21 protein-coding genes and 1 pseudogene are annotated in these 24,270 nt (G+C 70.4%); 10 read left to right on the forward strand and 12 right to left on the reverse strand.

Annotation, left to right across the window (positions count from 1 at the left end; genetic code table 11):
- The first annotated feature begins 64 nt into the window (after nucleotides 1-64).
- Complete coding sequence (locus ACFT7S_RS12585) at nucleotides 65-3,091, forward strand: carbohydrate binding domain-containing protein (RefSeq protein WP_382730348.1); 3,027 nt, start codon at nucleotides 65-67, stop codon at nucleotides 3,089-3,091.
- 50 nt (nucleotides 3,092-3,141) lie between these two features.
- On the opposite strand, the gene ACFT7S_RS12590 is transcribed toward ACFT7S_RS12585, so the two are convergent.
- Nucleotides 3,142-5,151 carry a GTP-binding protein gene (locus tag ACFT7S_RS12590; protein ID WP_382730350.1) on the reverse strand — a complete coding sequence of 670 codons (2,010 nt, stop codon included), beginning with the start codon at nucleotides 5,149-5,151 and terminating at the stop codon, nucleotides 3,142-3,144.
- Nucleotides 5,152-5,344: 193 nt separating this feature from the next.
- On the opposite strand from ACFT7S_RS12590, the gene ACFT7S_RS12595 reads away from it, so the two are divergent.
- On the forward strand, nucleotides 5,345-5,524 hold the full coding sequence (locus ACFT7S_RS12595) for a hypothetical protein (protein ID WP_382730352.1): 180 nt from the start codon (nucleotides 5,345-5,347) through the stop codon (nucleotides 5,522-5,524).
- Between the two features lie 43 nt (nucleotides 5,525-5,567).
- Here ACFT7S_RS12595 and ACFT7S_RS12600 read toward each other — a convergent pair whose 3' ends face one another.
- The gene (locus ACFT7S_RS12600; protein ID WP_382730353.1) at nucleotides 5,568-6,161 is read right to left on the reverse strand and encodes a GNAT family N-acetyltransferase; all 594 of its coding nucleotides are present in this window, start codon (nucleotides 6,159-6,161) and stop codon (nucleotides 5,568-5,570) included.
- A 107-nt stretch (nucleotides 6,162-6,268) separates the two neighbouring features.
- On the opposite strand from ACFT7S_RS12600, the gene ACFT7S_RS12605 reads away from it, so the two are divergent.
- Genes ACFT7S_RS12605 through ACFT7S_RS12615 form a run of 3 tightly spaced genes read left to right on the forward strand, consistent with a single transcriptional unit; the run spans nucleotide 6,269 to nucleotide 10,252 of the window.
- Complete coding sequence (locus tag ACFT7S_RS12605) at nucleotides 6,269-8,626, forward strand: FHA domain-containing protein (RefSeq protein WP_382730355.1); 2,358 nt, start codon at nucleotides 6,269-6,271, stop codon at nucleotides 8,624-8,626.
- A 9-nt stretch (nucleotides 8,627-8,635) separates the two neighbouring features.
- A complete protein-coding gene (locus ACFT7S_RS12610; RefSeq protein ID WP_382730358.1) occupies nucleotides 8,636-9,229 on the forward strand; it encodes a hypothetical protein in 594 nt (197 codons plus the stop codon).
- A gap of 6 nt (nucleotides 9,230-9,235) precedes the next feature.
- Nucleotides 9,236-10,252 carry a serine/threonine-protein kinase gene (locus ACFT7S_RS12615; protein ID WP_382730360.1) on the forward strand — a complete coding sequence of 339 codons (1,017 nt, stop codon included), beginning with the start codon at nucleotides 9,236-9,238 and terminating at the stop codon, nucleotides 10,250-10,252.
- On the opposite strand, the gene ACFT7S_RS12620 is transcribed toward ACFT7S_RS12615, so the two are convergent.
- Entirely contained in the window at nucleotides 10,249-11,514 is a 1,266-nt protein-coding gene (locus ACFT7S_RS12620) for a streptophobe family protein (RefSeq protein WP_382730362.1), read from the reverse strand. The two genes, ACFT7S_RS12615 and ACFT7S_RS12620, sit on opposite strands and share 4 nt — an antisense overlap.
- A 145-nt stretch (nucleotides 11,515-11,659) precedes the next feature.
- On the opposite strand from ACFT7S_RS12620, the gene ACFT7S_RS12625 reads away from it, so the two are divergent.
- The gene (locus ACFT7S_RS12625; protein WP_382730364.1) at nucleotides 11,660-12,937 is read left to right on the forward strand and encodes a DUF6777 domain-containing protein; all 1,278 of its coding nucleotides are present in this window, start codon (nucleotides 11,660-11,662) and stop codon (nucleotides 12,935-12,937) included.
- A 22-nt stretch (nucleotides 12,938-12,959) separates the two neighbouring features.
- Here ACFT7S_RS12625 and ACFT7S_RS12630 read toward each other — a convergent pair whose 3' ends face one another.
- The 4 genes from ACFT7S_RS12630 to ACFT7S_RS12645 are packed head-to-tail and all read right to left on the reverse strand — an operon-like array spanning nucleotide 12,960 to nucleotide 16,352.
- Entirely contained in the window at nucleotides 12,960-14,840 is a 1,881-nt protein-coding gene (locus ACFT7S_RS12630) for a rhamnogalacturonan lyase (RefSeq protein ID WP_382730367.1), read from the reverse strand.
- A 44-nt stretch (nucleotides 14,841-14,884) separates the two neighbouring features.
- Nucleotides 14,885-15,226: a YkvA family protein gene (locus tag ACFT7S_RS12635; protein WP_382730369.1), complete on the reverse strand. Its 342-nt coding sequence runs from the start codon at nucleotides 15,224-15,226 to the stop codon at nucleotides 14,885-14,887.
- A 52-nt stretch (nucleotides 15,227-15,278) separates the two neighbouring features.
- Nucleotides 15,279-15,455, reverse strand: a complete 177-nt coding sequence (locus tag ACFT7S_RS12640) for a hypothetical protein (RefSeq protein WP_382730372.1) — start codon at nucleotides 15,453-15,455, stop codon at nucleotides 15,279-15,281.
- A gap of 60 nt (nucleotides 15,456-15,515) precedes the next feature.
- Nucleotides 15,516-16,352 (reverse strand): helix-turn-helix domain-containing protein, encoded by an 837-nt coding sequence (locus ACFT7S_RS12645; protein WP_382730374.1) that lies wholly within the window; start codon nucleotides 16,350-16,352, stop codon nucleotides 15,516-15,518.
- A 158-nt stretch (nucleotides 16,353-16,510) separates the two neighbouring features.
- Here ACFT7S_RS12645 and ACFT7S_RS12650 point away from each other — a divergent pair, with 158 nt between their 5' ends.
- Nucleotides 16,511-16,900 (forward strand): ATP-binding protein, encoded by a 390-nt coding sequence (locus tag ACFT7S_RS12650; RefSeq protein ID WP_382730836.1) that lies wholly within the window; start codon nucleotides 16,511-16,513, stop codon nucleotides 16,898-16,900.
- 84 nt (nucleotides 16,901-16,984) lie between these two features.
- On the opposite strand, the gene ACFT7S_RS12655 is transcribed toward ACFT7S_RS12650, so the two are convergent.
- From ACFT7S_RS12655 to ACFT7S_RS12665, 3 genes are all read right to left on the reverse strand, one after another.
- The gene (locus ACFT7S_RS12655; protein ID WP_382730376.1) at nucleotides 16,985-17,668 is read right to left on the reverse strand and encodes a ribonuclease H; all 684 of its coding nucleotides are present in this window, start codon (nucleotides 17,666-17,668) and stop codon (nucleotides 16,985-16,987) included.
- Nucleotides 17,640-18,296, reverse strand: a complete 657-nt coding sequence (locus tag ACFT7S_RS12660) for a DUF6629 family protein (RefSeq protein WP_382730378.1) — start codon at nucleotides 18,294-18,296, stop codon at nucleotides 17,640-17,642. Before ACFT7S_RS12660 ends, ACFT7S_RS12655 begins: the two co-directional genes overlap by 29 nt.
- A gap of 174 nt (nucleotides 18,297-18,470) precedes the next feature.
- Nucleotides 18,471-18,968, reverse strand: coding sequence for a peptidylprolyl isomerase (locus ACFT7S_RS12665; protein WP_382730380.1), 498 nt, complete (start codon nucleotides 18,966-18,968; stop codon nucleotides 18,471-18,473).
- Nucleotides 18,969-19,223: 255 nt separating this feature from the next.
- On the opposite strand from ACFT7S_RS12665, the gene ACFT7S_RS12670 reads away from it, so the two are divergent.
- Nucleotides 19,224-21,116: an ABC transporter ATP-binding protein gene (locus ACFT7S_RS12670; protein ID WP_382730383.1), complete on the forward strand. Its 1,893-nt coding sequence runs from the start codon at nucleotides 19,224-19,226 to the stop codon at nucleotides 21,114-21,116.
- A gap of 104 nt (nucleotides 21,117-21,220) precedes the next feature.
- Entirely contained in the window at nucleotides 21,221-22,231 is a 1,011-nt protein-coding gene (locus ACFT7S_RS12675) for a PHP domain-containing protein (RefSeq protein WP_382730386.1), read from the forward strand.
- A gap of 47 nt (nucleotides 22,232-22,278) precedes the next feature.
- Here the strand turns inward: ACFT7S_RS12675 and ACFT7S_RS12680 are convergent, their stop codons facing one another.
- Nucleotides 22,279-22,689, reverse strand: coding sequence for an Ohr family peroxiredoxin (locus ACFT7S_RS12680; RefSeq protein ID WP_382730387.1), 411 nt, complete (start codon nucleotides 22,687-22,689; stop codon nucleotides 22,279-22,281).
- Nucleotides 22,690-22,803: 114 nt separating this feature from the next.
- Here ACFT7S_RS12680 and ACFT7S_RS12685 point away from each other — a divergent pair, with 114 nt between their 5' ends.
- The gene (locus ACFT7S_RS12685) at nucleotides 22,804-23,310 is read left to right on the forward strand and encodes a MarR family winged helix-turn-helix transcriptional regulator (protein WP_382730390.1); all 507 of its coding nucleotides are present in this window, start codon (nucleotides 22,804-22,806) and stop codon (nucleotides 23,308-23,310) included.
- 48 nt (nucleotides 23,311-23,358) lie between these two features.
- Here ACFT7S_RS12685 and ACFT7S_RS12690 read toward each other — a convergent pair.
- Nucleotides 23,359-23,955, reverse strand: a pseudogene (locus tag ACFT7S_RS12690) (aldo/keto reductase).
- Between the last annotated feature and the right edge of the window lie 315 nt (nucleotides 23,956-24,270).

Below are 24,270 nucleotides of genomic sequence, written 5' to 3' on the forward strand. Positions count from 1 at the left end.
ACGGAGCAGCCGCGCTGTCGGCAGCCGCGGTCGACCCGCCCGCGGCACTCCCCTGGAGACATCAATGAAACGCACCCCTCACCGGCTGCTGAGACGCCCCCTCGCAGCAGCCGTGGCAGCCGCCGGGCTGCTGGGGCTCCTCACGGCGCTGCCGCAGGCCGTGGACCCCGCGTCCCCCGTGCCCGTCGCCGCCGCGGAGTCCACGGCAACCGTCTTCTACTACACCGGGACCAAGAACTGGACGGCGTACAACCTTCATTACGCACCGGACGGCGGGTCCTGGACCACCGTGCCCGGGGTACGGATGGAAGCGGCGTGCACCGACTGGGTGAAGCAGACCGTCCCACTGGGCAGCGCGGCGGGCCTGGCCGCGACCTTCAACAACGGCTCCGGGGTCTGGGACAACAACGGCGGCAGGAACTACGCGCTGGGCACCGGGAACATCACGGTGAAGGACGGCGTGGTCGCCCACAGCGACCCGTGCGCGGGCACGGACCCGGACCCGGATCCCACCCCAGGACCGGGTGAGGGGAACACCGCCTCCGTCTACTACTCGACGGCCACCGTCGGCTGGACCACCACCAACCTGCACTACCAGCCCGCGGGCGGCGCCTGGACCGCCGTCCCCGGCGTGGGCATGGAGGCTGCCTGCACCGGCTGGGTGAAGCGCTCGGTCGACCTCGGGGCGGCCACCGGGATGCAGGCCGCCTTCAACAACGGCAACGGTGTGTGGGACAACAACAACGGCGGCAACTACACGATTTCCTCGGGACTGACCACGGTGAAGGACCGGCTGGTCACAGCCGGCGCCAAGGACCCGTGCGCCGCCGAGGTACCCGACACCGAGGCGCCGACCGCCCCCTCGAAGGTGACGGCCGACGCCGACGGAATATCGGTCGTGCTGTCCTGGGACCCTTCCACCGACGACCGCGCGGTGACGAAGTACCAGGTGACAAGGACCGGCGGCACGAAGGGTGCCGTGGTCACCGACGTCGGCTCCACCGTCCACTCGGACACCGGCCTGGAGGAACGGACCGCCTACACCTACACCGTCAGGGCCGTCGACGCGGCGGGGAACGTATCGGCCGCCTCGGAACCTGCCACCGCGACCACGGGCGAGAAGCCCACGGCGCCGGCCTCCGGCACACCGCTGGGCACCGACCCCCGCAAAGACCCGGTCTACTTTGTGCTCACCGCCCGCTTCAACGACGGGGACAGCGCCAACAACCGGGGCGGGAGCCAGCACACGAAGTCGGGCAACGCGGCCAACAACGACCCGATGTTCCGCGGTGACTTCAAGGGCCTCGTCGACAAGCTCGACTACATCAAGGGCCTCGGCATGTCGGCCGTCTGGATCACCCCGGTGGTGCTCAACCGGTCCGACTACGACTACCACGGCTACCACGGCTACGACTTCTACGAGGTCGACTCCCGGCTGGAGTCGGCCGGTGCCTCGTACCAGGACCTCATCAACGCCGCCCACGCCAAGGGCATGAAGATCTACCAGGACGTCGTCTACAACCACTCCTCGCGCTGGGGCGCCAAGGGCCTGTTCACTCCGACGGTCTACGGAGTGCGGGACACCCAGTGGAGCTGGCACTACGACGAGAAGAACGAGGGCTTCGAGTACGACGGTCTCACCGTCGAGACCAAGTCCGGGAAGTCGTACTACAACGGCGACCTGTGGTCCACGGCGGAGCCGGCGGGCAACACCTGCGTCGACTGGGGCAAGCCCACCCAGTACACCTCGCCCGAGGGCTACCGCATCTACAACTGTCAGTGGCCGAACCCCACTTCGGGCATGTTCCCCAAGGCGTACTACCACAACTGCTGGATCGGGAACTGGGAGGGCGAGGACTCCCGCAGCTGCTGGCTCCACGACGATCTCGCCGACTTCAACACCGAGAGCACTCCCGTCCAGAACCATCTGATCGGCGCGTACAACAAGTACATCGACATGGGGGTCGACGGCTTCCGCGTCGATACGGCCGTACACATCCCGCGCACCACGTGGAACCGGCGCTTCCTGCCCGCGATCCAGGAGCGCGTCACCTCCCGGTTCGGCGCCGAGGCCGCGAAGAACTTCTTCGTGTTCGGCGAGGTGGCCGCGTTCGTCAACGACAAGTGGAACCGCGGCTCGGTCAATCACTCCGCCCAGTTCTACACCTGGAAGGAACGCAAGGAGTACAGCGCGGACGACGAGAAGGCCGCGCTGGAGATGTACGACTACGAGCAGCAGCAGGGCACGGGCTCGCAGCCCGTCTCGAACAACGCCTTCCTGAACGGCAACACGTATCACGCACCGGACCACAGCAGGTTCTCCGGGATGAACGTCATCGACATGCGGATGCACATGAACTTCGGTGACGCGAACAACGCGTACAACAACGGCAAGGACTCCGACGACAGTTACAACGACGCCACGTACAACGTCGTCTATGTCGACAGCCACGACTACGGTCCCAACAAGAGCAGCGAGCGCTACGCGGGCGGCACGGACGCCTGGGCGGAGAACATGTCCCTGATGTGGACGTTCCGCGGCATCCCCACGCTGTACTACGGCTCGGAGATCGAGTTCCAGGCCGGAAAGAAGATCGACTGCGGCCCGACGTGCCCGCTGGCAACCACCGGTCGGGCCTACTTCGGGGACCATCTCGCGGGCAGCGTGGAGGTGTCGGACTTCAGCAAGGTCACCTCGGCCACCGGAGCCGTCGCCACCACGCTCGACAAGCCGCTGGCCAGGCACGTGCAACGGCTCAACGAGATCCGACGCGCGGTGCCCGCGCTCCAGATGGGCCAGTACTCCACGGAGGGAATCACCGGCTCGATGGCGTACAAGCGCCGGTACACCGACGCGGCGAGCGGCACCGACAGCTTCGCCCTGGTGACGGTCAGCGGCGGTGCCACGTACACGGGCATCCCGAACGGCACCTACAAGGACGCCGTCACCGGGGACACGCAGGTGGTGACGGGCGGCACGCTCGCGGTGCCTGCCCCCGGCAAGGGAAATCTCCGGGTGTACGTCCTCGACCTCGGCGGGAAGAACGCCGCCCCGGGGAAGATCGGGACCGCGGGACCCTATCTGAAGTAGCGGACGACGCAGGCGGATCGGGGCGTGCCCGGCGGGCACGCCCCGGGTCGTCAGGCCCCGGCGGCCACCCGGCGCAGCGTGCGCAGCAGGTACTCCTTGCGGTGCAGCGGGTCGTTGTCCGTACGCGGTCGCTCCGGGGCGGAGCCGACGACCGGGCGGTACTGCGCGAACACGGACTCCAGCACTCCCTCACCGCGTGTCAGTTCGGGCAGCAGCTGCTGAAGCTCGTGCACCCGGGCCGCCGGGATCTCCCCTTCCAGGACGCAGGTCGCGCCCCGCACTTCGGGCGTGCCCGGTACGGCGCGCAGCCTGGCGAGCACGGGCACCAGGGGGCCGAAGGTGTCGGAGGGCAGCTCGATACGGAAGTGGTGCATCGGCTCGTACACCGTGGTGCCCGCCTTTCGTAGTGCGCTCATCAGCACGAGCGGTGTGAGATTGCGGAAATCACCTGCGGTGCTCGACATGGTCTTGTCGAATACCGCGTGGGAATGGCTCTGCCGCGGCCAGTAGCCGGAATGCGTCATGGTGACGGTGCAGTCGGTGACCCGCCAGCCGTGAATTCCCTGATCCAGTGTGGTCAGTACGGTTTCCTCCACGGCCCGCATGAAGGAGTAGGGCATGGAACCGAGTTCCACCTCGCGCCGGAACTCCACTCCGCTGCCGATCGGTGCGGGGTCCACCCGGAGTCCGACGGTGGCGAGGAAGGGATTGGGGTCCTTGTCGATGATTTCGAACGCCGCGCCGGAACCGAGGGGCCGTTCCAGACAGATGGTCGTGGTCTCGCGGAAGGTGACGTCGACACCGAAGTCGTCCGCCAGGGTGGCCTGGATGACCTCCTTCTGCACCTCGCCGTAGAGCGACACGGACACTTCCTGCCTGATGTCGTCCTGCCGCAGATCGATCAGCGGGTCCTGTTCGGCGAGCCTGCCGAGCGCAAGATGCAGCGCGCCTCGATCGGTGCCACGACCGGGGACGACGACGGTCTCCAGGGTCGGCGGAGCGAAGTGGTGGTGCACCGGCTCCGCGGCCGCTTCGCCGATCGTGTCGCCGATGCGGATGTCGCCGAGTCCGTGGATCGTGCCGATGCGGCCGGCGCCGACCGAGGTGCTGCGGACCTCGGCGCCGCTGTCGAAGACACTGATCGCGGAGACCTTGCCCTCCTTCTCCCGGCCGTCCGCGCCACGGAATCGGAGCACGTCACGCGTGCGCACCGTTCCCGAGACCATGCGCACGTACGCGGCTTTCTCCCCCGCCGGGCCGCGGTCGATCTTGAACACGGTGCCCGAGGCGGGGGCCTGCGCGTCCCCGTGGGCCGTGGGCAGCAACTCGGTGATGCCGGCGATCAGTTCGGCGACACCGGCGCCGGTGGCCGCGGAGCCGAAGAACACCGGGTGGACGAGCGCCCGTCCGGTCTGTGCGGCCAGTGCGTCGCGGAGCCTGTGGTAGGAGACGGTCGCCGGGGCGTCGACGTACGCGGCGAGCAGGTCGTCGTCACGACCGGTCAACAGGTCGACCAGATCGGTGGTGAAGGCGGCGTCGGCTGCCGTGAAGGGCGTACTGCGGGCGTCGCGGGTTCCCAGCCCCTCCGTGCTGCCCAGGGCGACGACGTCCGGGGACAGCCGCTCGGCGATGCTTTCCAGGAGGGTTTCGTACTGCGCCCCGCCCCGGTCGATCTTGTTGACGAAGATCAGGGTGGGGATGCGCAGCCGCCGCAGGGTCCGCATGAGGACGCGGGTCTGGGCCTGGACGCCTTCCACGGCGGAGATGACGAGTACGGCCCCGTCGAGCACGCCAAGGACCCGTTCCACCTCGGCGATGAAATCGGGGTGGCCCGGTGTGTCGATCAGGTTGACCGCAGTGTCGTCGACGACGAAGGAGACGACGGCGGATTTGATCGTGATGCCGCGCTGTCGTTCCAGGGCCAGCGAATCGGTCTGCGTATTTCCGTCGTCGACGCTTCCGATTTCGTCGATGACTCCGGCGGCGTGCAGCAGCCGCTCGGTCAGACTCGTCTTACCGGCGTCGACGTGCGCCAGAATTCCCAGATTCAATGTGTGCACTGAGCTTCAGGTCCTTGAGAGAGGGGTCAATTCCTGTCTGGGTGGACACAGAAGCTCGGCGCATCATCATCTCCGGGGGGTCGGTACGTGCGATGCCGGGATTACAGCAGGAGGCCGGTGCGGCGGGCAACCGGATTTATGGGTGCGCGCAGGCGAGCCGGAGGCTGAGTAACTCCGGCGGACCGTTGACGCGTTGGGCGCTTCCGTGTACCAGCGCGCCGACGGGGCCGACCGGAAGATCACCGCGCTGGCCAGGGAGTTCGAGGCCACGGTGAACCGCCTGACCGACAACCAGGAGATCATCACCGGCCTGAAGTCGTTCCTTCGGCTTCTGCGGACGGCCGAGGGGGCCGAGGGCCGGGTTCTCCCGTGACGGACGAACGAGGCGGCGGGCATGTGGTGCCCGCCGCCGCAGGTCAGAGCCGGGCGCCCAGGCGCTTCTTCGCCTCGGGCCAGTCCTCGGCGAGCAGCGAGAAGTAGACGGTGTCGCGCCAGGTGCCGTCGTGGCGCCGGCGGTGGCGGCGCAGCACCCCTTCGCGCTGCGCGCCGAGGCGGGCGATGGCCTCCTGCGAGCGGTGGTTCATGTGGTCGGTCTTCAACTGAACGCGCCCCATGCCCAGTTCCTCGAAGGCGTACGTCATCAGGAGCAGCTTCGTCTCGGTGTTGACCGGCGACCGCCAGAACGCACGGCCGTACCAGGTCCAGCCGATCTCCAGCCGTTCGTCGGACGCGCTGATGTCGAGGAACGAGGTCCAGCCGACCGCCCGGCCGCTCGCGCGGTGGATGACGGCGTACGGAACGTACGTACCCCGCTCCGCCTCGTCGAGCAGGTCACGCATCGTCATGCCGAGCTCGTCCTGCGACTGCGGTGTCGGACCACCCTGCCAGCGCCAGACCTCGTCGTCACCACCACCGGCGGCGAAAAGGTCTTCGGCATGGTCCATCGTCAACGGCACGAGGGTCACATGCCGACCGGTCAGCGTCACGGGCGCGGGTATCTGAGCAGGCATGACGTCACCTTAACCCACTTCGGACTAGCACTGAAGTCCGTTTGCACTAGTACAAACGGGGCCCTGACGGCGCGCGCAAATGCGGTGCCCTGACTAGACTTTCGAGCATGGGACAGCGGCCTGTGGCGGCGACTGCGCCCGAGCTCGTCCTGGAAACCGATCAAGGTTCGACAGTGATGAGACCGGGCCGGGATTACCACGTCGGCCGCGACCCGCTGAGCGACATCTTCATCGACGACATCCGGGTCTCCTGGCACCACGCGGTGCTGCGGCCCGAGGCGGACCACTGGCTGCTGGAGGACGAGCACAGCACCAACGGCACGTACACCGAGGGCCGTCGCATCCATGAGGCGGACGTCGGTCCCGGCAGTGTGATCCGCTTCGGCAACTCATCCGACGGGCCGCGTGCCCTTCTCGTGGGGTCCGAGCCTCCGGAAACCGCCCCCCGCGCGCCGGAACGGCCGTCGGCCGTCTCGATGCCGGGCGCGACGGGCACCTTCCGGCAGCCGACCACCGTACGCCCGCTGCCCGCCCGCACCGTCCGCATCGGCCGCGGCACCGACAACGACCTGGTCATCGACGACCTGGTCGTCTCGCGCCGGCACGCCGAACTGCGCGCCCTGGCGGACGGGACGTACGAGATCGTCGACCTCGGGAGCCACAACGGAACCTTCCTGAACGGAACGCCGGTGGACCACGCCCCCGTCGCGGCCGGGGACATCGTGGGCATCGGCCACTCGGCGTTCTGCCTGGTCGGCGACGAACTCCAGGAGTTCGTCGACACCGGTGAGGTCTCGCTCGATGTGCAGGACCTGGCCGTCACGGTGGACCGCGGCCGCAAGACGCTCCTGGACGAGGTCGCGTTCCCGGTCGGTGAGAAGTGCCTGCTCGCGGTGGTCGGGCCGAGCGGCGCCGGGAAGTCCACCCTGCTCAACGCACTGACGGGGCAGCGCCCCGCCGACCGGGGCAGGGTGCTGTACGACGGCCGTGACCTCTACCGCGACTTCGCCGAGCTGCGCCAGCGCATCGGTCTCGTACCGCAGGACGACATCCTGCACGCGCAGCTGACCGTCCGCCGCGCCCTCGGTTACGCCGCCGAGCTCCGCTTCCCGCAGGACACCGCCGCTTCGGAACGACAGGCCCGGGTGTCCGAGGTCATGGGTGAACTGGGCCTGGAACAACGCGCCGACCAGCCGATCCACAGTCTGTCGGGAGGCCAGCGCAAGCGGGTGAGCGTGGCCCTGGAGTTGCTGACGAAGCCGTCGCTGCTCTTCCTCGACGAGCCGACCTCGGGCCTCGACCCCGGTATGGACCGTTCCGTCATGCATATGCTGCGCGGCCTCGCCGACGACGGCCGCACGGTCATCGTGGTCACACACAGCGTGCTGAGCCTGGATGTCTGCGACCGGCTCCTCGTCCTCGCGCCGGGCGGGCGCATCGCCTACTACGGTCCCCCGGACGACGCGCTGGCCTTCTTCGGCTTCGAGCAGTGGCCGGAGGCGTTCGAAGCCTTCGAGAACGACCGCGACCGCGACTGGGCCGGGCAGTACCAGCAATCCACCTTCCACCGCCAGTACATCGTGAACTCGACGGCCCAGCCGCGGCCGGCGGAGATCCCGGCCGCGGCGACCGTCTCTGCTCCGCCGAAGACCAGGAACTGGGGCGGTCAACTGCGTACGCTCGTACGCCGGTACGCCGCCGCCCTGAGCGCCGACCGGACCTTCCTCGTCATCATGATCGCCCTGCCGTTCGTGATGGGGGCGATGGCCCGCGCCCTGGCAGGCAGTGAACTGACGCAGGAAACAGCGATGAACGCCCTGCTCATCCTCTGTGTGGGCGGCGTGCTGACGGGCGCCGCCAACGCGGTGCGGGAGCTGGTCAAGGAACGGGTGATCTATCAACGGGAGCGTGCGGTCGGGCTGTCCAGATCCGCGTACCTGATGTCCAAGGTCGTGGTGCTCGGTTTCATCACGGTCCTGCAGGCCGTCGTGCTGACCCTGGTGGGTCTGGTCGGCGTCGATCTCAACGCGCCGGGCGGCAAGGGTGTGCTGCTGCCACCCCTCGTGGAGATCACCGTGGCCGTCGCCCTGCTCTCCTTCACCGCGATGATGCTCGGTCTCCTGGTGTCCGCGATGGTGCGCAAGGAGGAGGTCACCATGCCGTTGCTGGTCCTCCTCGCCATCGTCCAGGTCGTGTTCTGCGGGGCGCTGCTCAAACTGCACGGCGTGATCGGGGTCGAACAGCTGGCGTGGCTGGTGCCGTCGCGGTGGGCGCTGGGGGCGATGGCGGGAACCATCGACCTCGCCGCGATCGTCCCAGGGAAGCTGACGTCCGATCCCCTGTTCGAGCACTCCGCCGGGGTGTGGCTGCTCAACATGGGGATGCTGGTGGTGCTTTCGCTGGTCTTCGGATACGTGGTCGCGAAGCTGCTGCGCCGCCATGAACCCGCCATCATGCGGAAGTAGGGGCGGCCCATGGCGACTCCGGAGTTCCGCCCGTCCCATGTCGTCCCCCCGGACGGAATGCCCGCCTGGGAGGCTCCCGACGTGTCCCGGCCGACCGCGCCGCTCGATCCCCTGCTGCCCGTGCAGCTCCTCGACCGGCGGGGTGACTGGGGGCTCATCGCGTGCGCCAACGGGTGGTCCGCGTGGATCGACGGCAGGCTCCTCGTCCCCGTGCCGCAGGCTCCGCCGGCCGCCCACCAGCCGCTCGCCCGCACGGCGGACCCGGGGCCCCTGCTGGCCAGGGCCGACGAGGCGCTCCACCAGTACCGGCGTGCCGCGCAGGAGCTGGCGGACGGCCGCCTGGACGGCGAGGGCTTCCGGCTCCGCACCCAGGGGCTGCGGGTGGGCGTGGTCGTCGACGGCGAGGCGGTGTGGCTGCACGACGCGGAGCACGAGCGCTGGGTGTACTGCGACGGGAAGCAGCTCAGTACGTACGCGGCGTCGGCGGGGCCGGAACCGACCCGGGTGGCCGAGGACGACGGCCCCGAACCGACCCGCGTCGTCTCGGACACCGGCCCGGCCACGGGGCCTTCCGCGGGACCGCCGACCCGGTCGGTACGGTGACCTGCGATGGCTCCTCCGCCGCCTCCCCCGCCCCCCTCGCACGAGGCCGGCCTGCCCGCCGGAAGGCCGCACGACCTGCTGGGGAAGCAGGTCGCGGGCTACCTGGTGGAGAGCGAGATCGGGCGCGGCGGCATGGCCGTCGTGTACCGCGCCAAGGATCTGCGGCTGGACCGCACGGTCGCCCTGAAGCTGCTCGCACCGGAGCTGGCGCGCAACGACACCTTCCGGCAGCGCTTCACGCACGAGTCACGCGTGGCCGCCGCGATCGACCATCCGCATATCGTGCCGGTCTTCGAAGCGGGCGAGACGGACGGCCTGCTCTACATCGCGATGCGCTTCGTCGCGGGCCAGGATCTGCGGGTCCTGATCGACCGCCGGGGCCCCCTGCCGGTCACCACCGCGATCCGCATCGCCGCACAGGTGGCATCCGCACTCGACGCCGCCCACGACCACGATCTGGTCCACCGCGACGTCAAACCGGGCAACATCCTCGTGGCGGCGGGCACGGACAGCGACCACCCGGAGCATGTGTACCTCACGGACTTCGGACTGACGAAGAAGTCGCTGTCGCTGACCGGGTTCACGACGGTGGGCCAATTCGTCGGCACGCTCGACTATGTGGCTCCTGAACAGATTTCGGGGCGTCCGGTGGACGGCCGGTGCGACGTCTACAGCCTTGCCTGCGTCGTCCACGAGACACTGACCGGTGCCCCGCCCTTCCGGCGGGACGACGACATGGCCCTGCTCTGGGCGCACCAGTACGATCCTCCGCCGCCCCTGAGCGGGGAGCGCCCCGGTCTTCCGGCCGAGCTCGACGGCGTACTGGCGAAGGCCCTCGCCAAGAGCCCGGAGGACCGTTACGACTCCTGTCTGCAGTTCGTCGCGGCCCTGCGCGCCGCGGCCGAGGGTGTCGGCCCGGACACCCACCCGCCGACCCGGGTCGACGAGAGCCCCGCCCTCTGGCCCGACGCCGTCGAACCCCCGCCCACGCCGCCCCGCTGGGCCCTCCCGGTCTTCCCCTAGCGCGAGTCCCTGCGGCGGACCCTTGAGGCGAGCAGACCGCCGAGGAGTCCGGTGACCGCGCCCCAGAGGAGTGCGATACCGAGCGCCGACCAGAGGCGCGGGCGCAGGAGCACCTCGCCGCCGAGCCCGCCGCCCACGTCGCCGAGGCCCAGGAGCGAGAGCCCCAGGTGTGCGGAGACCTGGGCGACAAGACAGATGAAGAGCACCGTCAGGGTGAGGGCCACCGCCATGTGTGCGGCGTGCTGCCAGGCGCGCGTACGGGCCGGAGAGCGGACCGCCATGAGGAAGGCCGCCGCGAGGACCGCGACCGCGGCGACCACGACCAGCCACCATGCGCGGCCGTCCTGCTCGGCGAGCGTACGGACATTGAGCGTCGAGATGTCCGGCGTACGGAGCACCGAGTCGAGCACCTCGGGCATCGGCAGTCCGAACGGGCCGTCGACCTTGCCCTCCCAGGACGCTCCGAGCCCCAGGGTGAACGCGAGCCACACCAGGTTCGGCAGCCCCAGGAGGATCACCGCGAACGTCTCGGCGGGGTGTCCCCGCGTCACCACGACGACGAGTCCGACGACCACGCCCAGCGCCACGTACCCGAGCAGCAGGACCACCATCGCGTGGGCCGCGGGCCGCACCGGTTCCTGGAAGCGCAGCAGCCGGGCAGGGAGCGGGGCGCCGCGCGACACCAGCAGGGCGAGCACGAGCACACCCGCCAGCCACAGCAGACCGAAGATCAGGGTGAGCGGGATCTCGGCCCGGAATCCGACCTCGGGCGTGGCATCGAGCGCCTCGATGAGGCCGCCCGTGGGGTCCTCGACCGGGAGGGCGAAGGTCTGCCTGGCCAGGAGCGAGAGTGCAAGGAGTGCCAGGAGCCACAGCGTCGTGACCCGTGCGGCCCAGCCGCCCAGCTCGCGGGTACCGGCGACGGCCCGGTGGCGCAGCGGCCGGAGGAACCCCGCGGCGACGGCGAGGGCGCCGACGAGCGTCACCGACAGCGGCAGCACCGAGAGGTCCGCATTCGTCTCGGCGAGTGCCCCGGCGTCGCCGGACACCGCCACGGAGCCGCCCGCCGCCATGACGACGACCGCCGCGACGACGCGGGGGAAGGCACCCCCGGGCAGTTGACCGGCTCCTGCGGCCCAGAGGCCGAGTGCCGCGACGACGATCATGACGATCATCCCGGCGAAGACCGCCACGAGGGCGTCGGCCCAGCCGTGCCGGGGGCGGGACGCGCCGTCTCTGCCATTGCTTCGGGGGCTGCTCACGCTGCCACGCTAAGCAGCCCCCGAGCGCTCCGCCCCCTGGTGTGGGCCGACTGCGTCCGCTTGCGGGCAACCGGGGCACAAGGCACACAATGAGATCTGTACGCACATGATTGGGACAGGTTCCCGGCCTTGGGAAGAAGAGCCCGTGAGTGAACAACCGCCGTCGTCCGGCCGCCCGACAGGACCCCCGTCCGGCCCGTTGTCGGGCCCCTCTCAGTCAGGTCCGGTCCCACCGCCGGACACGCCGAGCGGTCCGCCGCCCGGCCCGCCCAGTGGCGGCGAACTGGGAGCGCCCGGCTCGACGGGCGGCTCCGGCGGCGCGGGCGAGTCCGGGGGCGGCAGCTCGGGCGGCGGAGGCTCCGGCGGTTCGGGGGGCGGCGGCCCGAGCGGTGGCGGACAGCCGTCCGCCGACGGTCCCGGCCGGGCCTGGTGGCGGTCCGCTCCCCGTGTGGCCATCATCGCCCTGGCCCTGGTCGCGGCCGTCGTGGTCACCGTCGTCCTGACCCGCCCCGACGGGGGTACGAAGGCGGGCGGCGAAGTGTTCCTCCAGGCCGCCGGTTCCTCGGGTGAGGACCCGTTCACCGAGTCCACCGCCGAACAGGACGAGGCGTCCCCGACACCGACCGCGGTGCCGAGCTCCACCGCCGCGGCCAACGCCACCCGCGTGGTGAAGGGGTCGGCCCCCGGGCTGTACGGCGGCACCCGCAAGACCGCCAGTTGCGACGTGGAGAAGCAGATCACCGCACTCTCCGCCGCGCCGGACAAGAACCGCGCGTTCGCCTCGGTACTGAACATCGAGCCCTCCGGGGTGCCGGGGTATCTGCGCTCACTCACGCCTGTCCAGCTGCGGATGGACACCCGGGTCACCAACCACGGCTACCGGGACGGTTCCGCCACCACCTACCAGGCGGTGCTTCAAGCCGGAACCGCCGTCCTCGTCGACGACCGCGGAGTGCCCCGGGTGCGGTGCGCCTGCGGCAATCCGCTGCTTCCGCCGGTCGCCCAGCAGAGTGCCCCGAAGTTGAAGGGTGCCGCGTGGCCCGGCTACCGGTCGTCGGACGTCGTCGTGGTGACCCCGTCCACCACCGTAGTGAACGTGTTCGTGGTGTTCGATCCCAAGTCCGGGGACTGGTTCGCCCGCGAGCCGGGCGACACCGGGAAGGCCGACAAGAAGACCGACCCGCCGGCCACCACGTCGCCGTCCCCGTCCGACTCCGACTCCCCGTCCGAGTCGCCGTCGGACTCGCCGTCCTCCGACACCCCGTCGCCCGCACCCTCCACGGAGCCGCCGACGACGGAGGCACCCACGTCCGAGCCTCCGCCGCCGTCCGAGCCTCCGCCGCCGTCCGAGGAGCCGCCGACCTCGTCCGCACCGCAGTCCGCACCGGCGCCGGCCGACTCACCCGCCTCACCGGTCGCGTGAGGGGGCCGCGCCGGACGTCCCGCTACGGCGTGGTGATGACCGGCCGGGGCGCGGTCGCCATCCCGTCGCCGATGCCGAAACTCGGCTGCGGTGGCTGGTTGTACGCGGTGTTCTGCCAGGCCAGCGCTGTGCGGTACATGGTGTCGTGGAGCAGTGTGGTGATCCTGGTGCCGGTCTCGTACGGGGTGGAGTAGATCCGCAGCGCGGTGTTCGCGCTGGTCGCCCAGACGACTTCCTCGCGCCAGTCGCCGAAGAGGTCTCCGGAGAGCGCCGGTGTGGCCTTGGTGCCGTTCGCGGAGTGCACCGAGGCCCCGGTCAGCAGCCGGGTGTCTCCCGAGGTGCCGTACTTGTCGATGTGGGTGCCGTCGAGGAGCTCACGGGTGGTGTCGCCGTCCCACCAGGACAGGAAATTGGTGCTGGACGGCTTGCGGCTCGTCACGACGGAACCTTGCGGGTTGCGCACCCCGGACACCGCGGACGACCACGACTCGGCGCCCGGACTGCCCGCCCAGATGTCGCCGGAGACACCCCGGCCGTTGTCTCCGCTGGCCGGAGTGGACCAGAGGATCTGGCCGCTCCTGGCGTCCGCCATCCACGAGCTCGGCTTCGAGCTGTCCTCGTCGACCTTGAACTCCTCCAGTCCGGGCCGGGAGGGATCGAGGTCGCCGACGTGCATCGCGTCGCCGTGACCGTTCTTCGTGGTCCACAGCCCGTTGCCGTTGTCGTCCACGGTCATGGCGCCGTACACGATCTCGTCGTTGCCGTCGGCGTCGACATCGGCGACCGACAGCTGGTGGTTGCCCTGGCCGTCGTACCCCTTGCCGGCGTTGGTCGAGCTGTTCGTGTCGAAGGTCCAGCGCCGGGTGAAGGCGCCGCCCCGCCAGTCCCAGGCGGCGATGACACTGCGTGTGTAGTAGCCGCGCGCCATGATCAGGGACGGCCTGGAGCCGTCCAGATAGGCTGTGCCGGCCAGGAAGCGGTCGACGCGATTGCCGTACGAGTCCCCCCACGAGGACACGGTGCCGCGGGCCGGGACGTAGTCGACCGTGCCCATCGCGGCGCCCGTCCGGCCGTTGAACATGGTCAGGTACTCGGATCCGGTGAGGATGTAACCGGCCGCGTTGCGGTGGTCGGCGCTCGCGCTGCCGATCACCTTGCCCGTTCCGTCGACGGTGCCGTCGGCCGTCTTCATGGCGACCTCGGCCTGGCCGTCGCCGTCGTAGTCGTACACCTGGAACTGCGTGTAGTGGGCGCCTGAGCGGATGTTGCGCCCGAGGTCGATACGGAACAGCCGGGTGCCGTCGAGGCGTATCCCGTCGATGAACGTGTTGCCCGTGTAGCCGGACTGGGAGTTGTCCTTGGCGTTGGTGGGCTGCCACTTCAGTACGAAGTCGAGGGCGCCGTCGCCGTCCAGGTCGCCGACCGACGCGTCGTTGGCCTCGTAGGTGTAGGCGACGCCGTCGGGTGTGGTGCCGCCCGCGGGCGGGGTGATCGGGACATCCTTGTAGCCCGCACGGAACTGGATCGCGTGCACGGAGTCGCTCTGCTCGGCGCCGTTGACGACGGCCCGCACCGTGTAGTCGGCCGTGGCGGGGGCGCCGGTGTGGAAGTAGTTCGTCGAGCCGGTGACGGGGGACGCGTTGACCTTGGTGCCCGCCCGGTAGACGTTGAAGGAGACGTTGTCCGGGTCGGTGCCGAGCCAGCGCCAGCTGACGAGGTTGCCGCTGTCGGTGTGCACGCTGACGACGCCGCGGTCCAGCGCCTCGGCCTGGCGGGCGGTGGCGGCCTGGGAGGTCTGCCCGGCGGCGACCAGCCCGGCGGCGGCGAGCAGCCCTGCGGTGAGCGCTCCGAGCAGAGCGCGGGTACGGGTGACGCGACGCCGGTGGAGCGGTCGGTGAGGCATGGGTTCCACGGTGGTGCCTTCCGAGCGGGGACGGGTTCCTCCCGTCAGTGGCCGCCGGGCACCGAAAGGTTGCCGCCCCTGGCCTCCTTGTGCGCGGTCCGCGCCCCCGTCACCCCGGTTCCGGCCGTTCGCGCAGCGACGTGCAGCGAGTGCAGGGCCAGCATCAGGAATCCGATGTCGTCGAGGTAGACGGGGTCCGGCAACAGGTCGACCGGTGACACGGTGTAGATCGCGGCGGCCCAGACCAGCGCCTTGTTGCGGAGCGGGATTCCCGCGTCGAGCAGCAGTTTCCTGGCCCGGAGCACCCGTACCAGGAGAACGGCGGCGATGCCCATGGTGAGCAGCACGACGACTGCCGCGAGGATGAGCCAGCCTTTGGTGTCCATGCCCCATCCTTTACCCGCGCGCGGACCCGTGGCCGGGCCTCTCCCGGCCGCGTCAGCCCGGTGAGCGGCGCAGCGCGAGAAGCGCCTGATCGTCCTGGGGCCGGCCGCCGGGGTGGCGCCGCACGTCGCGGATCAGCATATCGAGGACCTGCGCCGGCGTGGGCTCCTCGATCACGACGGCCAGCACGATCACTCCGGCGGGAATCCGCTGGGCCTTGCTCTGCCGCACCACTCCCCCACGCTGGCCGTATCCGGCGTGTGCCGCATCCCGGCGGAGCCGTCGGACCGGTCAGGCGACCGGGAAAGGTGTGCCCGGACGGGGTGCGGCGGCGCAGGCAGCGTCGATGCGGATGCGGTGGTTCATCACCGCGTCCGGATCGTCGACGATGTCGACGCGGACTCCGGGGGTCTCCAGGATCGCCTGGTCCCCGATCTCGGGGGCGGACACTCGGAGCAGATTCAGGGGCGGGACTCCGGTCAGGGGGTGCGGAGGATGATCGAGCGGCACCACCTGCACGGTGACGTGCGGCCGGTGCTCGGCCTCGGCCAGCGCCTCCCGCTGCTCGTCCATCACTCGCTGGCCACCGACCCGGGTGTGGAGTGCGGCGGCCGGGATCAGGGCCCACAGGGCGGCACCGCGGTAGGACAGGCGGCGCTGCCGCTCCAGCAGCAGCTCGACGCGGCGCTCGCGCCGGACGGCGTCCCCGTCGGGGTGCAGCGCGCGGTCCAGGGCCTCGGCATAGGCGGGGGTGCGCAGCAGTTCCGGTACGAGCGCGGGGTGCCAGGTCCTTACGAGGCCGGCCGAGGACTCCATGCCGATCACGTCCTGCTGCCAGGGCTCCATCGCGTCGCGCCACTGGTGCCACCAGCCCGGCAGGCTCGCGGCGCCGAGGCCCGCGATGATCGGCTCGGCGTCGGCCTCGGGGACCCCGTAGCAGTCGAGGAGAGCGCGGACCTGACGTGCGTCCAGTCCGGTCTCGGCCCGTTCGATGCGTCGTACGGTCGCCGGGTGGGCGTCCAGTGCCTGCGCCGCGGCGGCCAGGCTTACGCCCGCGCGTTCCCGCAGCAGCCGGAGCCGGACGGCGAGGACGCGATGTTCCACGGTGGGACCGGACCGGGGTCTCATGCTCGTACCTTCCTCCATGGCCCCGACGCGGAGCGTGGCACATTCCGTCGCTTGCAAAGTATGCCCTTTGCGCCGAGAGTACGTACATGTCGGAAATAGACACGTGCGCGCCGCGGACTTACCAGGACGCGGGTAGCCGGCGCGCACAGAACTGGTGGATACCCCGCGCCCCCGAAGGCGTGCCCGAGTGCCGCCGCCGGGTACAGGAGGCGATGCGGGACTGGGGTGAACCCAGCGACCGGGTCGAGGCCGCGGCCCTGGTCGTGACCGAACTGGTCGCCAACGCCGTCCAGCACACCAACAGCCGCCGTATCCGGTGCCGGCTCCTGCGCTCGCACAGCGGGGTCCGCATCTGCGTATGGAACCGCGAGAGGGGCCACATTACGTCCCCCACCCCACCGGGGGACCTGGCAACGGCCCCGGGCGAGTGCCCCGAGCCGCAGGAGCTGCCGGAGGACGGCAGGGGTCTCCTGCTCGTGGACGCGCTGGCCGCCCGCTGGGGTACGAGCGCCGGCCTCGCGGGCCGTCTGGTCTGGGCCGATATCTGACGGAGCCGGGCTTTCCCTCAGCCCCTGGGCTCCACGTCACGAGCCCCTGGGCTCCACGTCACGCACCACGGAACGGGCGACGCCCTACGCGGGCGCGGTCCGGCACTCCGGGTGTCCCCAGCCGTTCGGATTCTTCGCGATCATGTCCTTCGCCGCGTACGGCTTACCGCAGTGGCACCGTCCGGCGAACTTCGCCCGGATCGTTCCGGTGCGCGCGGCGCTCTTGGTGCCCTTCGCGGTCCCGCTGTCGGTACGGACCTTCGTCGACCGGGCGGGAGCGGGCACCGGCAGATCGGCGGTGCCGTGCGCCGTCCCCGCGGCCTGCTGGGTCACGGCGGCCACGCTGGCGGCCTGGTCGGCGAGCGCGTTGAGCGGATCACCGTCGACCTGGTGCGCGGGAACGTAGCGGAACGTCACGCTCCGCCCGCTGAGCAGGGCGTCGATGCGCGTCACCAGTTCCTGGTTGGCGACCGGCTTGCCGCCCGATGTCTTCCAGCCGTTCCGCTTCCATCCCGGCAGCCACTTCGTCACCGCGTTCATCGCGTACTGCGAATCCATGCGCACCTCGGCCGGCACGGCCGGATCGGTTGACTCCAGCAGCTCCGCCAGGGCGGTGAGTTCGGCAACGTTGTTAGTGGCGGTCCCGAGCGGCCCGGCCTCCCAACGCTCCGGCCGCCCCTGCGCGTCGGCCACGACCCATGCCCAGGCGGCAGGCCCCGGATTCCCCTTCGACGCCCCGTCACACGCGGCGATGATGCTCTCGTCCATACCCTTGATCATGCCAGCCCGGTGGGCCCCGTCGGGTCCAGCCGAGCAGGACCACCGAGCAGACCGCCGCGAAGGCGCACCAGGTGGAGAGGAACTCCAGGCGCCACAGCGCCGTGCAGATCGCCGCGCCGACGCCGACGAGCAGTCCCAGTGCCTGGAGCCACCGGTCGGCCGACAGCAGCAGTGAGCCGACCGTGGCCAGGAGGTAGCCGGCGAGCAACAGGCCCGCGTGCGGCAGGGCGAGGACGTAGCCGAGGGTGTGGCCGCGGATCTCGGCCGTCACGGGGCGGGTGGCCAGGCTGTACGACAGGAACGCGGCGGTCAGCATGCCGGCCGCGAGCGGCACCGTCAGCCAGGTGCGGGCCCGGGCCGGTGCCGCACAGAGGACTCCCGTCGGCACCCACAGGGCCAGCAGGGGGAGGGCGATCACCGCCCAGGCGACGGTGGCGGGACCCGTACCGCCACCGGAGCGCCACACCACGGACTCGACGATCTGGTGGGTGCCGAGCAGCAGCGGGAGCGCGGCGAGCGGCAGATCGCGGGCGCGGCGGGCGCGCGCCACGCAGGCCACGCCGATCGCCACGATGCCGGTGCCGGCCACCAGATCGGCCGTCGCGCTCCAGCACATGTCGTCACTCCGGCCAGGAATCGAGCGAATCGGTCTCCGGTCGGCAACGCTACGGCTCCGTGGGGCAGGCGCATCCGGGGCGCCCGGAGCCGGGGCCGCACGAACCGGAGCGCCCCGGCGGTGGATTCACCGGCCGGGGCGCTCAGGGCCGAACAGTGTGATGCGGGGAACGGATCAGAGCTGACCGGAGGCGGAGACGGCGATCTCGGCCTTGGTCTGACCGCCGCGCGAGCCGTACGACTCGATCTTGCGGACCAGCTCCATGCTGGCGTCGTCGGCGACCTCGCCGAAGACGACGTGCTTGCCGTCGAGCCACGGCGTCACCACGGTGGTGATGAAGAACTGCGAGCCGTTGCTGTTCGGGCCCGCGTTGGCCATCGACAGCAGGCCCGGCTTGGTGTGCTTGAGCGTGAAGTTCTCGTCGGCGAACTTCTCACCGTAGATGCTCTTGCCGCCGGTGCCGTTCTGGCGGGTGAAGTCGCCGCCCTGGAGCATGAAGTCCGGGATGACACGGTGGAACGGCGAGCCGGCGTAGCCGAATCCCTGTTCGCCTGTGGACAGCGCACGGAAGTTCTCAACCGTCTTGGGAGCGACGTCGTCGAAGAGGTTGAAGACGATCCGCCCGGCGGGCTTGCCGTCAATGGTGATGTCGAAGTAGGTCTTGATTGTCATGAAGCCATCCTGACACTCCCCGGCACCTCCGGATGCACGGCACCCCCCTCTGCCGACCCGTCATACCTCGATCAGACGTGGTCAGGGCCTCGGCGCGCGCGCCCCCGTCGGCGCGCCGCGTACCGCCTCATGGACCAACTCGCCCGAACGGTTGACCTCAAGCTTGCTTCAGGTCTTAGCCTTCTGTACGCACACCCCGGGGCCCACCGGCCGACGGGTACCCCGCGTCGTCCGACATCTTCCGGAGAGACCCTCATGAGCATGGAAATGACCGCGTGGTCGTCGTTGCACAGCGCGATGACCGCACAGCAGGACCGGCGGCCCTTCTCCCGGGCGACACTGCGCCGCATCGCCTCCTTCGCCCGCCCGCACCGGCGGCAGATCTACCGCTTCCTGGCGCTCAGCGTGGTCACCGCGCTCCTGGCGGTCGCCACACCCGTCCTGGCAGGGAAAGTCGTCGACGCGATCATCCAGGGCCGGGACACCGGCGTGGTCACCCGGCTCGCTGTGCTCATCGCGGTCATCGCCGTGGCCGAGGCGGCCCTCGGACTGCTCACCCGGTGGCTGTCGGCCGGACTCGGTGAGGGGCTGATCCTCGATCTGCGTACGGCGGTCTTCGACCACGTACAGCGGATGCCGATCGCCTTCTTCACCCGGACCCGGACCGGTGCGCTCGTCAGCCGGCTCAACAACGACGTCATCGGCGCGCAGCGGGCCTTCAGCAATACGCTGTCCGGAGTCGTCTCCAACGTCGTCACCCTGCTGCTGACCCTCGCCGTCATGCTCAGCATCTCCTGGCAGATCACCCTGCTCGCCCTCGTCCTGCTGCCGGTGTTCGTCGTTCCCGCCCGCAGGATGGGCTCCAAGATGGCCGGGCTGCAGCGCGAGGCCGCGCACCACAACGCCGCCATGGGCACGCAGATGACCGAGCGCTTCTCCGCTCCGGGCGCGACCCTCGTGAAACTCTTCGGGCGCCCCGCCGACGAGTCGGCGGAATTCGCCGCCCGCGCCGGCCGGGTCCGCGACATCGGTGTCCGTACGGCCATGGCCCAGTCCACCTTCATCACGGCGCTGACCCTGGTGTCCGCCCTGGCGCTCGCCCTGGTCTACGGGCTCGGCGGGTACTACGCGCTGCGCGGGACCCTCGACCCGGGCGCGATCGTCGCCCTCGCTCTGCTGCTCACCCGTCTCTACGCGCCGCTGACCGCCCTGGCCGGGGCCCGCGTCGAGGTGATGAGCGCCCTGGTCAGTTTCGAGCGGGTCTTCGAGATCCTGGACCTGAAGCCGCTGATCGCCGAGAAGCCCGATGCCCGCCGCGTGCCGGACGGTCCGGTGTCCGTGGAGTTCGACGGGGTCTCCTTCGGCTACCCGTCCGCCGACAAGGTCTCCCTCGCCTCACTCGAGGACGTCGCGACGCTCGACTCCCGCGAGGGTACGGAGGTCCTGCACGACGTCTCCTTCCGCGCCGAGCCCGGCCGGATGGTCGCCCTGGTCGGTTCCTCCGGAGCGGGCAAGTCCACGATCGCGCAGCTGCTGCCCCGGCTGTACGACACCGATGCCGGTTCCGTACGGCTGAACGGCATCGACGTACGCGACCTCACCGGCGACTCGATCCGCGAAACCCTCGGCATGGTCACCCAGGACGGTCACCTCTTCCACGAATCCGTCCGCGCCAACCTGCTGCTCGCCCGGCCGGACGCCACCGAGGCCGACATCTGGGACGCCCTGCGCCGCTCCCGTCTCGACGGTCTGGTCGCCTCGCTGCCCGAGGGGCTCGACACCGTCGTCGGCGAACGCGGCTACCGGCTCTCCGGCGGGGAGCGGCAGCGGCTGACCATCGCCCGGCTGCTGCTGGCCCGCCAGCGCGTGGTGATCCTCGACGAGGCGACCGCCCATCTCGACTCGACCTCCGAGGCGGCCGTGCAGGAAGCCCTTGCCGAGGCCCTGGAGGGCCGGACCGCCGTGGTGATCGCCCACCGGCTCTCGACGGTACGGGCCGCCGATCTGATCCTGGTCGTCGAGGAGGGCCGGATCGTGGAACGCGGAACCCACACCGCACTGCTGGCCGCGAGCGGCAGGTACGAGGAGCTGCACCGCACCCAGTTCGAACGCCCCGAAGCCGAGGAGCAGGCGCAGCCCGTCCGCTGATTCACGCCGGGTCCCCGCCCCGCATGTCCGCACCTTCGCTGTGCGGACGGGGCGGGACTCGGCGAAGCTGGTTGCAGACCCTGGGACCGTCTTCGGAGGTGCTGATGGAGCCGGTGAGCGCGCTGCGCCGGATCGCGTTCCTGCTGGAGCGGTCACAGGCCGAGACGTACCGGGTGAAGGCGTTCCGCAGGGCGGCCGACGCGATCGTGGCGATCCCGGCGGACGGCCTGGCGGAGCTGGTGGCCCATGGGTCGCTGGAGTCGGTGAACGGCATCGGGCCGAAGACGGCCCAGGTGATCCGGGAAGCACAGCGCGGAGCGGTTCCGCAGTACCTCGACCGGCTGGAGAAGGAGGCCACCGACCCGCTCACGGAGGGCGGCGAGGAGCTCCGCGCCCTGCTGCGGGGCGACTGCCATATGCACTCGGACTGGTCGGACGGCGGAAGCCCGATCGAGGACATGGGCCGTGCGGCGCAGGAGCTGGGTCACGAGTGGGCGGTCCTCACCGACCACTCCCCGCGGCTGACCGTGGCCAACGGACTGTCGCCCGAGCGGCTGCGCCGGCAACTGTCCGAGGTGGCCGAACTCAATGAGGGGTGGGCCCCGTTCCGGCTGCTCACCGGCATCGAGTGCGACATCCTGGCGGACGGCTCCCTCGACCAGGAGCCGGAGCTGCTGGAGCAGGTGGACGTGGTGGTCGCTTCCGCCCACTCCAAGCTGCGGATGGACGCCGGTGCGATGACCCGGCGCCTGGTGGCGGCGGTCCGCAACCCGCATACGGACATCCTCGGGCACTGCACCGGGCGCCTGCTCGCCGGCCGTACGCGGCCGGAGTCCGAGTTCGACGCGGACCAGGTGTTCGCCGCTTGTGCGGAGGCCGGGACGGCTGTGGAGATCAACAGCCGCCCGGAACGGCTCGACCCGCCCCGGCGCCTGCTGAGGCAGGCCGTCGAGGCGGGTGTGCTGTTCTCCGTCGACACCGACGCGCACGCCCCTGGCCAGCTCGAATGGCAGATCTACGGCTGCGCGCGTGCGGAGGAGTGCGGGGTGCCCGCGGAACGGGTCGTCACGACGTGGAGCGTCGACCGGCTGCTCGCCTGGACCGGCGGTTCATGAACGAACCGGCGCCCCGCCCGATACGCATGACGCATCGTCAATGACGACTACTCGATGACGAGTTCGACCTCGATGTTGCCGCGCGTGGCCTTGGAGTAGGGGCAGTAGGCGTGCGTGGCCTCGACCAGCTTGCGGCCCGTCTCGCCCTCAAGGGCCGCCGGCAGCTCGACCCGCATGACGACCGCGAGACCGAAGCCCGTGTCGTCCTTGCCGATCGAGACCTCGGCCGTCACGGAGACGTCCTTGGTGTCCACCTTCATCTCCCGGCCGACCGCTGCCATCGCGCTGGCGAAACAGGCGGCGTACCCAGCGGCGAACAGCTGCTCGGGGTTGGTGCCCTTGCCGTTGCCACCGAGCGCCGGCGGCAGTGCCAGGGGGAGGTCGACCTGGCCGTCCGAGCTCACGGCCCGGCCCTCTCGGCCGTTGGCGGTGGCGGCAGCGGTGTAGAGCGCGTTCATGGAATGACCTTCTCTCCTGTCGCGGTGACCGGCCCGGTCACCCCTCGAACCAAAGAGTTGCACACAATTCAATTGCGCACAACTAAATCGGGCCCAAAGAGATACCCTGGTTCCATGACCCCTTCGCCGACCCCCGCCGCCGATCCGCCCGGCCCGCCCCGCGCCACCCCCGAGCTGCCGGATGCGGAACTGCTGCGTCTGGACCACCAGGTCTGCTTCTCCCTGCACGCCGCCTCCCGCGCGTTCGGCGGGGTGTACCGGGAGGCGCTGAAGGATCTGGGCCTCACCTATCCCCAGTACCTGGCCATGCTGGTGCTGTGGGAGCACGGGCCGCAGCAGGTGAAGACGATCGGCGAGCGCCTTCACCTCGACTCCGGGACCCTGTCCCCGCTGCTGAAGAGGCTGGAGTCGGCCGGACTGGTCGTCCGCGGGCGCAGCCCGCAGGACGAACGCTCCGTGACCGTCCGCCTCACGGACGCCGGCACGGAACTGCGCGAACGGGCGTTGCCGGTTCCGCGCAGAATTCTCGACGCCACCGGTCTTTCGGTGCCGGAGATCATCGCCCTGCAAGACGTACTCGGGCGGCTCACCTCGTCCCTGGACGAGCCACAGCAGGGCTGAGGGACCGGCTGAACGCCACCGCCGTCGGCGATGTCGTTCAGGATGTGGTCAGACGGCCTCGGTGAGCGCCGCGAACTCGTCGTCGGTGAGGGTGACGGCAGCGGCCGCGGTGTTCTCCTCGACGTGGGCGACGCGGGAGGTGCCGGGGATCGGCAGCATGACCGCGGTGAGCGGCGCAGCAGCCAGGCCAGGGCTCGCCCAGCTGGTCGGCGAGCGGCACCTGCGCGTCGATGCGGTGCAGTTGGTAGAGGTCGATGCGTTCGAGCCCGAGGTGACGCAGGCTCAGTTCCGCCTGCTGGCGCAGGTATTCGGGCTTTTTGACCGGACGCCAGCCGCCGGGTCCGCAGCGGGTGTAGCCGCCCTTGGTCGCGATGACCAGATCGTCGGCGTACGGGTGCAGGGCCTCGCGGATCAGCCGCTCACTGACGAAGGGGCCGTAGGAGTCGGCGGTGCCCATGAACGTGACGCCCAGATCCACGGCGCGGCGCAGGACGCGCACGGCCTCGGCGGGGTCTTGGGCTCGCCCCAGATTCCGGGGCCCGTGAGCTGCATCGCGCCGTATCCGAGGCGGTTGACGGGCAGGTCCCCGCCGAGGGCGAAGGTGCCCGAGGCTTCCGCGGGGCGGGACGGGCGCGGAGCGTTCATGCGAAGAGTCCTTCCGGACAGCAGGCGGATCGGTGAGCGCGGTGGGGCCGGTGGGAGCGGTCGGAACCGGCGTCGCACGTGCCGGTCAACGGCGCATCCGGCCCCGCTCGACGGCAGCCGGACGAGGGCGGCGGGACCGCCGGAAACGGAGGCTAAATCCGGTCAATGCAGGGGCGGGCGGGGCTCGTTGGCCGCCCGGTGTCCCATGCCTGTACGTACGGGGGCCGGGGGGCCCCCGGGTGAGGGGCCCGGGGCCCGACGGCACACCGCGAGTAAAAAGGCTAAACCAGGGGCTTTAAAACCCCATCAAAATAA

Origin of the sequence: Streptomyces sp. NPDC057136 (genome assembly GCF_042670885.1) — a bacterium.
GTDB lineage: Bacteria > Actinomycetota > Actinomycetes > Streptomycetales > Streptomycetaceae > Streptomyces.

Excerpts from the sequence above, each read along its gene's own strand:
- ACFT7S_RS12635 (WP_382730369.1), bottom strand. The coding sequence starts at position 15,226 with ATGGACACCAAAGGCTGGCTCATCCTCGCGGCAGTCGTCGTGCTGCTC.
- ACFT7S_RS12630 (WP_382730367.1), bottom strand. The coding sequence starts at position 14,840 with ATGCCTCACCGACCGCTCCACCGGCGTCGCGTCACCCGTACCCGCGCT.
- ACFT7S_RS12675 (WP_382730386.1), top strand. The coding sequence starts at position 21,221 with ATGGAGCCGGTGAGCGCGCTGCGCCGGATCGCGTTCCTGCTGGAGCGG.
- ACFT7S_RS12645 (WP_382730374.1), bottom strand. The coding sequence starts at position 16,352 with ATGAGACCCCGGTCCGGTCCCACCGTGGAACATCGCGTCCTCGCCGTC.
- ACFT7S_RS12585 (WP_382730348.1), top strand. The coding sequence starts at position 65 with ATGAAACGCACCCCTCACCGGCTGCTGAGACGCCCCCTCGCAGCAGCC.
- ACFT7S_RS12610 (WP_382730358.1), top strand. The coding sequence starts at position 8,636 with ATGGCGACTCCGGAGTTCCGCCCGTCCCATGTCGTCCCCCCGGACGGA.
- ACFT7S_RS12685 (WP_382730390.1), top strand. The coding sequence starts at position 22,804 with ATGACCCCTTCGCCGACCCCCGCCGCCGATCCGCCCGGCCCGCCCCGC.
- ACFT7S_RS12605 (WP_382730355.1), top strand. The coding sequence starts at position 6,269 with ATGGGACAGCGGCCTGTGGCGGCGACTGCGCCCGAGCTCGTCCTGGAA.
- ACFT7S_RS12680 (WP_382730387.1), bottom strand. The coding sequence starts at position 22,689 with ATGAACGCGCTCTACACCGCTGCCGCCACCGCCAACGGCCGAGAGGGC.
- ACFT7S_RS12615 (WP_382730360.1), top strand. The coding sequence starts at position 9,236 with ATGGCTCCTCCGCCGCCTCCCCCGCCCCCCTCGCACGAGGCCGGCCTG.
- ACFT7S_RS12665 (WP_382730380.1), bottom strand. The coding sequence starts at position 18,968 with ATGACAATCAAGACCTACTTCGACATCACCATTGACGGCAAGCCCGCC.
- ACFT7S_RS12670 (WP_382730383.1), top strand. The coding sequence starts at position 19,224 with ATGAGCATGGAAATGACCGCGTGGTCGTCGTTGCACAGCGCGATGACC.
- ACFT7S_RS12660 (WP_382730378.1), bottom strand. The coding sequence starts at position 18,296 with ATGTGCTGGAGCGCGACGGCCGATCTGGTGGCCGGCACCGGCATCGTG.
- ACFT7S_RS12600 (WP_382730353.1), bottom strand. The coding sequence starts at position 6,161 with ATGCCTGCTCAGATACCCGCGCCCGTGACGCTGACCGGTCGGCATGTG.
- ACFT7S_RS12655 (WP_382730376.1), bottom strand. The coding sequence starts at position 17,668 with ATGGACGAGAGCATCATCGCCGCGTGTGACGGGGCGTCGAAGGGGAAT.